At 37.5% G+C, this 10,317-nt stretch carries 6 protein-coding genes and 1 pseudogene; all 7 read left to right on the plus strand.

Annotated features, from left to right (window positions below; translation table 11 throughout):
* Positions 1–1,372 (plus strand): DUF2345 domain-containing protein (locus tag UC75_RS19470; protein ID WP_228136981.1); only part of this gene is annotated, 1,372 nt, incomplete at its 5' end.
* A 9-nt stretch (positions 1,373–1,381) separates the two neighbouring features.
* Positions 1,382–6,190 (plus strand): RHS repeat-associated core domain-containing protein, encoded by a 4,809-nt coding sequence (locus UC75_RS00625; protein ID WP_049836355.1) that lies wholly within the window; start codon positions 1,382–1,384, stop codon positions 6,188–6,190.
* Positions 6,190–6,441, plus strand: a complete 252-nt coding sequence (locus UC75_RS00630) for a hypothetical protein (protein ID WP_049836356.1) — start codon at positions 6,190–6,192, stop codon at positions 6,439–6,441. Before UC75_RS00625 ends, UC75_RS00630 begins: the two co-directional genes overlap by 1 nt.
* A 438-nt stretch (positions 6,442–6,879) precedes the next feature.
* Positions 6,880–7,128 (plus strand): annotated as a pseudogene (locus UC75_RS22510) (RHS repeat-associated core domain-containing protein); the annotation flags it as partial.
* Positions 7,129–7,256: 128 nt separating this feature from the next.
* The gene (locus UC75_RS00640) at positions 7,257–7,514 is read left to right on the plus strand and encodes a hypothetical protein (RefSeq protein ID WP_049836358.1); all 258 of its coding nucleotides are present in this window, start codon (positions 7,257–7,259) and stop codon (positions 7,512–7,514) included.
* A gap of 8 nt (positions 7,515–7,522) precedes the next feature.
* Positions 7,523–7,927 carry a hypothetical protein gene (locus UC75_RS00645; protein ID WP_049837323.1) on the plus strand — a complete coding sequence of 135 codons (405 nt, stop codon included), beginning with the start codon at positions 7,523–7,525 and terminating at the stop codon, positions 7,925–7,927.
* Positions 7,928–8,144: 217 nt separating this feature from the next.
* Positions 8,145–10,317 (plus strand): type VI secretion system Vgr family protein (locus UC75_RS00650; protein WP_228136982.1); only part of this gene is annotated, 2,173 nt, incomplete at its 3' end.

The following is a 10,317-nucleotide window of genomic DNA, read 5'->3' on the forward strand; positions in this document are numbered from 1 at the left end:
GGAAAGTGATGGGCGTGGTGAAGGTTTTGAGCTAAGAACAGATCAATGGGGAGCGGTAAGAGCGGGTAGTGGCTTACTCGTTAGCACTCATAAACAGGACCAAGCTCAAGGTGTACACCTTGATGCAAATGAGGCCAAGCAGCAAATCGAAGGTGGCCTTAGTAATGCCAAGGCACTCAGTGAAGTTGCTAAAAACCAGCAAACTGATCCATTGGAAGTGCTTGAGAACTTAAAAACGTTCATAGAACAAATTGAAGAAAAAGATCAAGACAAAGCTGCCGCTTTTAAGCAAGCCTTGATGATATTAACCGCACCTAACAGTATTGCTCTAGCCAGTAATGAAGACATTCACCTCAGCGCAGATGCTCAGTTAAGTCAAACTGCTGGGGACAGCATAAATCTGTCTACACAAAAGAACTTGATTGCGCACGCCCAAAATAAAATCAGTCTTTTTGCGGCTCAAGAAGGTGCAAGACTCTATGCGGGCAAAGGCAAAGTCGAGATACAAGCACAAGGCGATGGTGCAGATTTAATTGCCCGTAAAGCTGTTCAGATTATTTCAACAGAAGACAAAATTGAAATTAGTGCGTCTAAAGAAATCGTTATCACGGCGGGTGGATCTCAAATCAAGATTAATGGCTCGGGAATTTTCCCTGTCACTGGTGGAAAGTTTGAGGTAAAAGCTGGGCAGCATTTGTTTATGGGGGGAGGAAGTGCGAATTTTAGTTCTTCACTACCGCCTCCACCCAAACGTAGCCCAGGAAATTTAGAGCTCATCCATGATTATGCGCATGGTGAGTTTGTTAAAGGTGGTAGTTATACGGTTGTTGATAACTTAGGAAAAGAAGTCACTGGCAAGTTGGATGATAAGGGATTTGCAAGAGTTTCTGGCTTAGCAACAGGTGCAGTAAAAGTCTTCTTTGAACCAGATCACCGTGATCCTTGGGATGAAGCAAGTGACTTTAAACGTCCAGTTGAGTGGCCAAATAAGAATGATGCGGATACTGATCAATCAGATTCATTAATTGCACAAATGAGTAAAACAGCCCAGTCCAAACTTGGTGAATTATCTAAACAATTAACCAATCCTGCGAATATTATGAAAAATATTCAAACTGCACAAAGCTTAAAATCTGAAGGGGCAAAGGCTTTAATGCCAATGTTAAAAACAGAGGCACAAGGATTATTGACTGATCAAGTGAAAAGCTTTTTACCCATTTCCGAAGTAAGCCAAAAAATAGGGAACAACATTGATCTTGCATCAATTCAGAAAGTAAATGACTTCAGCAAATTAAGTTCTGTTGATGGCGGTAGCTTGGTGACTAACGTGCTTCCTCAATATTTGCAAAGCCCTTTTAAAAAGAATTCGTAGAGAAATAAAATGTCTGGAAAAACAGAAGTTGTTAAACCATTATCAGAAGTTGCTATTAAAGATGTTAGTCATTCAAAACAAAAAATAGATGATTGGTTAAAAAGTCATACTCATAAAATTGTGACATTAGACTTGCTAGCCAGTGTAATGGGAACAATTCCAATTATTGGAAATGTGATGGCTGCTATCGATGTGGTTTCCGACATTTGCTATATCTACGATAAAGGTTTTCAAAATGCCGATATTATGGATTGGTCCACAATGGGTATTGACCTGATTGGGATTGCACCTGTACCAGGAACATCAGCAATTCGTATGTCTGCTCGTCCAGCTCTGTTTCTAGTCCGTCAAGAAGTTAAACGTGTGGGTAAAGCTGCTTTAGGAGAAGCAGTTATTGTAGTGATCTCTAACCATTTAAACGATCAGGTTGCCGGACAAATTGATAAATTCTGTAAAACAGGCCTACAACAGTTAAATTCAATTTTAGCTACTTGTGGTGGAACCGTCCAAAATGCCACAACACAAATTAATGGTGGAATTGTTCGAGTTGTAACAAAAGGCCAAGTATTTACAAATGCAGGGTCAAATACAAATCGAGCTCAACAGCAAGCTGCTGGTGTTATTAAAGGAATAAAAAGTGGTGACTTAACACGAGCTGGAAAAAATTTAGTTTACATGACCGAAAACTTGGGAAAAGCTCTTATTAAAACGGGAGCAAACTCCAATGCTAAAGTTGTTACTTCTTTAGTTCCTGCACATCTAAAGCAGCCGATATTAAATGTAGGTGCAACGATTAATAAAATTGGTATTACTGCCAATACTAAAATTAAAGGCTTGGGAAATACAGCACAGCCACAAACAATTGGGTGGCTATTTGAAATATTACGTTTAAGTAATGCTAGATTTAGAAAAAAAGCCTCAGGCCAAGTTAAGCCAACTCAAACTACACAAGTCAGACATGACAAGAAAAATAATAAATTAGAAAAGGCGAATACTGAACATGCAGCGACTCATAATGCGAATGCAGGTAAGAATTGTAAGGGTGGTGCGACTAAACGATCAATTACCTTTGCTATGGGTACTGAGTTTTTAAACCATACCGATGCACAAATTCATCCATTATTGGTAGAGCAATTTTCGAGAACGTACGTTTCGAACTTATATCAGTATGATCAATCGATTTTCGGAGCGCGCTGGATTACACCTTTTACAACCAAGATTGCTCGTTGTTCTCGTTATAACATTAATGAACCTAAAGAACCGATTGAGCAAGAGGGCTGGGAGTATATTGGCAGCGATGGCCGTCCTGTTCGATTACCAGAGCTAAAAGTTGGGCAGAGTTACTATGATGAAGTAGAAACTTTTACTTATACAGTTGTCTCACCTGAAATTAGAGCAATTTCATATGGTGTTTCAGAAACTCGCTTCTATCAAAAATATAAAAATGAGTTTCGTTTAGTCTCCATTGAACGTCAACATGGATTTAGTATTGGACTACGTTATGACTATGAATTAGAAAATGGTGATAGCTATCTATCCGACATTATATTTAAACAGCAACAACAAACTTTGGCGCATGTAGTATTACAAATTAATGATGTGCAGAAAGTTGTTGCAGCTTGGTTGGTTGAAGATGGCCAACTTCTAAGACAACTATCAGCATATGAATATAATGAGCAAGGCGATTTAATTAAGGCAACTAATGAGTTTGCTGCTTCTTATGAATATCAATACCAAGCTCACTTATTGACTCGTTATACTGATCTTACTCAAAGAGGAATGAACTTAAAGTGGGATGGTATTTTACCTAGCTCAAAAGCGATTGAAGAATGGGCCGATGACTATAGTTCCGCTACTAAATTAGATTGGGATGAAAACATTCGCGTAACTTCAGTCATGGATATCGATGGTAACGTGACTGAATACTATTATGGTATTACTGGTTATACCTATCGAATTATTTATCCAGACAATTTGCAAGAATGGTTCTTTAGAGACCAAGCAAAAAATATAACATCGCATATTGCTACAGATGGAACAGAAACATCATATACCTACGATGAACGCGGTAATGTCTTAAGTATGGTGCAGGCCGATGGCTCAACCTTTTATTATGAATACGACGAAAAAGATAATCTGACCGGTTTTGTTGACGCTGAACAGGGGCGTTGGTTTAAAGAATACGATGCTTCAGGAAATATAATTAAAGAAATTGATCCGCTGAAGCATGAAACAGCCTATACCTATAATGCGATGGGATTGGTGACCTCCATTAAAGATGCTAAAGGCGGTAAGAAGACACTTAAATATGATGATCAAGGGAACTTGGTTACTTATACAGATTGTTCCGGTAAAGAAACGCACTGGCGCTATGATGACCGCGGGCGTGTCAAATTTATTGAAAATGCTTTAAAGCAAAAAGTTGAATATTTCTATACGGAATTAACTGCTGAACCAAGACAACCTCTAGCAAAAGGGTTACCGTTGAATGCTTTTGGTCAGCTCGAAAAAATTAAACACGCTGATGGCGCTGAAGAGCATTTCATTCATGATGCAGAAGGTCGATTATTAGTTCATATTGACCCAAAAGGCCAGCAGACACGTTATGAATATGATGCGGCTGGTTTAATTACTAAGCGTATTGACCCATTAAATCAAACCTTAAGATATCAATGGGACCGCTTGAGTCGCTTAAAACGTTTAATTAATGAAAATGGCTCAAGTTACGAGTTTGTCTATGATGCGGCGGGTCGATTAGTAAAAGAAATTGATTTTGATGGTAAAAAAACTGCTTATACGTACGATGAATATAATGGTCGTTTAACTAGTAGCATTGAGGTCGCTTCTGCCTATGGTCAAGATTTCAAAGATCGCGCTGCTCCTAAAGACCGTATTCAGCAATTTATTTTTGACAGCATGGGACGTTTAGAACAACGTACAGCAGGATATGGTTATCAAGGGCAAGAGCTTGAAGAAAAGCAAACAGAAGAATTTTCTTATGATGGCTTAGGTAATCTAGTTCAGGCTAAAAATGCCGAAACTAACTTACAATGGTTTTATGATGCAGCAGGCAATTTAGTTAAAGAACATCATCAAGATGCTGTGACTCAGAAAACTGCGGTGTGGAAACATGTCTATGATGAATTAAATAATCGAACTACAACCATCCGACCAGATGGACAGAAAGTAGATTGGCTGACTTATGGAAGTGGGCATGTCTATGGCATGGCTTTAAATGGTGAAGATTTTGTTAGCTTTGAACGTGATGATTTACATAGAGAGACATTACGTCACTATGCAAATGGTCTTAGCCAACAACAACGTTATGATGAAGTCGGGCGCTTAACTCAGCAATTAATGTTGAGTGGGCATGACAAAGGATATCAGGCTCAAACTCAAAATAATGCCATCCAACATACCAATCAATTGATTGAACGCTTATATCATTACGATAAAACAGGTGAGTTAACGCTCATTAAGGATAGTCATCGTGGAACCATTCACTATAAATATGATCCTGTTGGGCGTTTATTAGAGGCAACCAGTAAGCTTGGAAAAGAGACATTTAATTTTGACCCGGCAAGTAATATTCTAGATCGATATAACAGCACCAAAGAGCAATCCTCACAACCCACTGTCACTGAAAAAGGTCTTAGTTATAACCGCTTAGTTAATAACGTTGTGCAGGAATATCTTGACCAACAATATCAATATGATGCTTTTGGGCAACTGATTCGACAAAAGTCATCACAAGGTGATTTAAATCTTGAGTGGGATGTATTGGGACGTCTTGTTCGTAGCCGAAATAATCAATATACGGCAGAGTATCGTTATGATGCCTTAGGTCGACGTCTTCAAAAAAGAAGTAAGCATCACCTTACAGGGCAAGAGCAGAACATTATTTATGGTTGGGATGGTGATACTTTAGCTTATGAATCTAGTGCTGATTTAACAAAACACTATTTCTACGAAAAAGATAGATTCGTACCTTTGTTGCAAGCGGCGTATCATCACTCAATTGAACTGCATGAAATCCAAGACTGGACAGAAAAAACATATAGCATTTATAAAGACCCTCTTTGGAATACCGTAAAACAAAGCCAAGGCTTTGATGATGTATGGTTCTATCACTGTGACCATTTAGGGACACCACAAGAAATGAGTAACCAGACAGGTGCCATTGTTTGGAAAGCTCAATATAAAGCTTGGGGCGAATGTAAGGTTGAACAAGCTAAGTCAGATTTCTTTGAAAATTCAGAGATTATAAACAACAACATCCGTTTCCAAGGTCAGTATTTTGATGGGGAAACTGGACTTCATTACAACCGTTATCGTTATTATTCGCCGTATGTAGGACGGTTTATTAGTAAAGATCCGATTGGATTGCTGGGAGGATATAACCTTTATCAATATGGTCCTAGTCCTATTGGGTGGATTGATCCTTTGGGGTTAAGTAATGAGACAGACCAAAAAAAATTAAAAAGAAAATTATCGGCTGTAGAGTCTGCTCAAAATAAAGCTGTTAAAACACGAGAGCTAAGTGATGGTAGAATAAGATATTATGAAAAAGAGGCTTTAGCTAAGACTCAAGGTCCAACTCGAGGAAGATCCCATGTTACAGAAATTAATCCTAAAACTGGTACCGTTAGAGTATGGGAGGAAACATATGATCATAATGGTAATGTAAATAGGGTACATCCTAAGATGATAAACGGTGAGGTTGTGGATATTCCACATTATCCACCAACAAAAGCAGATATAGATCAAGGTAAAGCAACTCCATCAGGGCGAGCTATAAAAAAAGGGTGTCCTCTATAATGTTACGTAATATTGATAAAATAGTATTAGATAAACTTCATTTAATTTTAGAAAATGAAATATTTGATTATCGGATAGTTGCTAGAGAAGCATATTTAATTCGTCTTGATATGGATTATTTAGAACTCAATGAGGATTTACAAAATTTGCTTGATGAATTGATTGGAATGGATGCAGGCGAAGAGGGGGAATTTTCACTTACTAAAGATGAGATTATAGAAAAAATAAATTCTATTGAAGATGTGGGGTAAAATTATTAGAACTCTTGTGAAAGTTATCTTTAATCATCTAATAGAGTGGTCGAAAAAGTTAGAAATCATCTTTAATTGTTAGTTAAATGAATGGTGTTTTTATAAAATCAATAAATGATGATTTGAATTTTTCTGGGGAATTGAATGGTTTGATATTTCAAGATATTTCTGTTTATTTTGATAGAAAAGATTAGAAAGTCATTAAAATATATCTGGAATTCTCTGTTGTCTGAGAATTTTAGATATATCAATATCTAAAGATTATTAAATTAGATAGATCATTATCTAATAGCTTTTCTCTAATATATTTTTCATTTGAATACGTCTCAGGAAATGAGTGATTCCCCATGTCAAATGATCTGTAAAACTTAATATAAGATTGGGATAGTTCGTTTCAATAAAGCAAGGCTTTACACGAAGAACTATGCTCGAAATGGCAAAGGAGAAAAAGCAAAATCTAATTTCTTTGAAAATAGTGAAATTATTTCAAACAACATCCATTTCCAAGGTCAGTATTTTGATGAGGAAACAGGGTTTCATTACAATCGTTATCGTTATTATTCGCCGTATGTAGGTCGGTTTATTAGTAAAGATCCGATTGGATTACTGGGTGAATATAATGTGTATTCTTATGCACCCAATCCTAATAATTGGATTGATCCGTTAGGCTTAAGAAGTAGAAATAAAACCTTACCAATTAATGCGAGAAGTCGTAATACTAAAAAGTTAGTAAATTACATTAATGCAGACGGAAAAAAGTTAGTGCTGATGATGCTAGGAAAAATGATTTCTTATTTAATAATAAAAATGATGCAATGAATGCTGGATCTAAAATGTTGGGGCCAGAGGCTGTGAGAAGTTATAATGAAAAAGGTCAGCGGAATGGTTGGAAAAATGCTAAAGGAGATACTGTATATTGGAATCATGGAGATTGGGGTAAAGGCGTTAGTACCTCAACTTTCCCTCATTTGAATTATGACGTGAGTGGGAAGAAAGGGCACTTATTTATGAGAGACAAAATTGAAAATTCAGGTATGGTAGATGACTTTTATAGTAAATATGAAAAGGCTTGAGGATGTCCATGAGTTTATTAGAAATAACTGAAAACAGTGATGATTCAAAGTTATTGGATTTGAGTTGTGATCAAGATGAAATTACGTTGACTATAGTTCATGATTATTTTGATAAAATTATTCGTATCACTTTTCCTTTTCAAAACTTTTTTAGTAGTTTTTCGAGTAAAAGTGATGGTATATGTTTTTTATCTATTGAAAATATAAAAGACACACTAAATGTAAAAAATGGAGTTTATATTCCTTCTACAGATTTTGGTGATTTTATGTATGACGTGAGAGAAGGTAATAGCAGTGGATATGGTTTGAGAGAAAGTAAATTTAAAAATTTTTTTAAAGTTATAGGAAGTTTTAAAGTAGTCATTCCTGTTGAAAATTTTGAAAAAATAAAAATTGAATTTCTAAATAATTAGTAGAGGCTGTTAATAAATTTCTTGGAATACTAAAAAATTAATAATCGTTAAAATTTAATTAATAACATAACTCGTTAATTCATTTTTTTATATTTATCACGGATAGCATCCCCATTGATTCGTGTATTCAAATGGTTAAGTTTCTCTTTACAAAATAGACAGATGTTTCTGTATTTTATAAAATAATGCCAATCCTGACAAAGTTTTCATAAAAAAGATGTTATCTCATATACATAGAATTCTAGAAGATTTGGGTATCAGCTCGCAAAAACGCGTGCTTCATGTTCAGTTTTCTAATCCATCGTTGAATACTCAAGTCTTTTTACAAAGTATTGAAGGACAGCATCAACTAAATGAAGGACTAACTGCCGATTTATTTTGTCTTTCTACTAATGCCCATATTTCATTAAAACAATTTATTGGTTGTCAGGTTGCAGTCGATCAAGTAACTGATCAGGGGCAGCTATTTAGAACTACAGGAATTATTACAAAAGCCAGTCAGGGGCAGAGTGATGGTTCATTAACATTGTATAAATTGAGATTACAAGACCCGATCGCGCTATGGCATAAACGCCGAAATAGCCGTGTATTTATGAATAAAAGTGTACGGGACATTACGGAAGTTCTATTTACTGAGTGGCAGAACAAAAGCCCGTTGTTTGCTTCTGGCTTAACTTTGGATTTAAAAAACCTAAGCCAAGACTACGATGTTCGACCTTTTGTCATGCAAAGTAACGAAACGGATTATGAGTTTTTAACTCGACTTTGGCGTAGTGAAGGCATTAACTGGTTGGTTGATGAAGCTCAGCTTTGGGTCACTGATAGCTCGGATGAGATTCAATCACAAAAGTTACGTTTAATTGATAATAATGAATCATATTTAGCATTAGACCGAAGAAATATCCGTTATCACCGTAGTAGCGCTGTTGAACAACAAGACAGTATGACAAGCCTTGTGCCAACTCGAAGCTTGCAATCTACAGCCGTGCATGTGCAACGCTGGCAGGCTGATGCTTTAAGTCAAGAAGAAGGCATGGGTAGTGTTCAGTCAAAGCATAGTCATAGTGCTAATCAGGATAATGCGAGTTTAAGTCTAGAACATGCATGGCATGTCAGTCCTGCTTGGATGCAAGACTTAAATGGGGAAGACCAAGCCACTGCATCGGGTCACCAGCAGTTAGAAAAACTCAATCAGAATCTATCTGATTATTATGCATTTCAATCAAAATATTTCCGTGCACAAACTACGGTACGTGATGCGCAAGTTGGCTATTGGTTTGAATTGGATGAACATCCTGAAATAGATACGCATAGTGGATCAGACAAAGAGTTTCTGATTGTTGGGAAAAGCTTCTATCTGCAAAATAATTTGCCTAAAGATTTGCAACAGCAAATCAATCAACTTTTTAGTCAAAGCCAATGGCAAAACAATCAATCAGGGCTAAATGACCAGACTGAGCGTCAGGTTAATGAGCTCATTCTGTCGCGTAGAAATATTAAAACTGTTCCTGAGTACCATCCGTTAGAGCACCGTCCAGCTGCTTACCCGCAGCGCGCTAGAGTGGTGGGCTTGGAAGGCGAAAGTATCCATGTTGACCAATGGGGGCGCATTAAAGTTCGCTTCCTATTTACCCGAACTGACGACCATAGCCATGATGGTGGTGCAGGAAGTAACGATAATGACACCGACTCGGCTTGGGTCGATGTATTAACCCCATGGGCAGGTGAGGGTTATGGCGCACGTTTCTTGCCTCGCGTGGGCGAGATCGTGGTGATCGACTTCTTTGACGGCAACATTGACCGCCCGTTTGTGGTGGGTCGTATTCACGAAGCTGAACGCCATCCAACCCAGTTCGACCAAAAAGGCCAACTACCCGATACTAAAAAACTCAGTGGTATCCGCTCCGAAGAAGTCGACGATAAGGGCTTTAACCAGCTACGCTTTGATGACACCACAGGGCAAATCAGTGCCCAGCTACAAAGTAGCCATGCGGTAAGCCAACTAAACTTGGGTAACTTAAGCCATCCAAAAGACAAGGCGACAAGTGATGGTCGTGGTGAGGGTTTTGAACTCAGAACAGACCAATGGGGTGCGGTAAGAGCAGGCAGTGGTTTACTCCTTAGTACCCACAAGCAGGATCAAGCTCAAGGTGTACACCTAGATGCAAATGAAGCAAAACAACAAATAGAGGGCAGCCTAAATAATGCCAAGGCACTTAGTGAAGTTGCTAAAAATCAGCAAACTGACCCGTTAGATATGCTTGAGAATATTCAGACTTTATTAGAAGTTCTCAAACAAGAAGATCCTAAAAAAGCTGCTGAGTTTCAATCAGCAGTGATGGTGTTAGCATCTCCAAAAAGTATTGCTGTAAGTAGTAATGAAGATATAC

Origin of the sequence: Acinetobacter sp. V2 (assembly GCF_001188385.1) — a bacterium.
GTDB classification, from domain to species: Bacteria; Pseudomonadota; Gammaproteobacteria; order Pseudomonadales; family Moraxellaceae; genus Acinetobacter; species Acinetobacter oleivorans.

Bases quoted from the DNA above. Each gene is read 5' to 3' on its own strand.
- UC75_RS00625 (WP_049836355.1), top strand. From the start codon at position 1,382: ATGTCTGGAAAAACAGAAGTTGTTAAACCATTATCAGAAGTTGCTATT.
- UC75_RS00630 (WP_049836356.1), top strand. From the start codon at position 6,190: ATGTTACGTAATATTGATAAAATAGTATTAGATAAACTTCATTTAATT.
- UC75_RS00640 (WP_049836358.1), top strand. From the start codon at position 7,257: ATGAATGCTGGATCTAAAATGTTGGGGCCAGAGGCTGTGAGAAGTTAT.
- UC75_RS00645 (WP_049837323.1), top strand. From the start codon at position 7,523: ATGAGTTTATTAGAAATAACTGAAAACAGTGATGATTCAAAGTTATTG.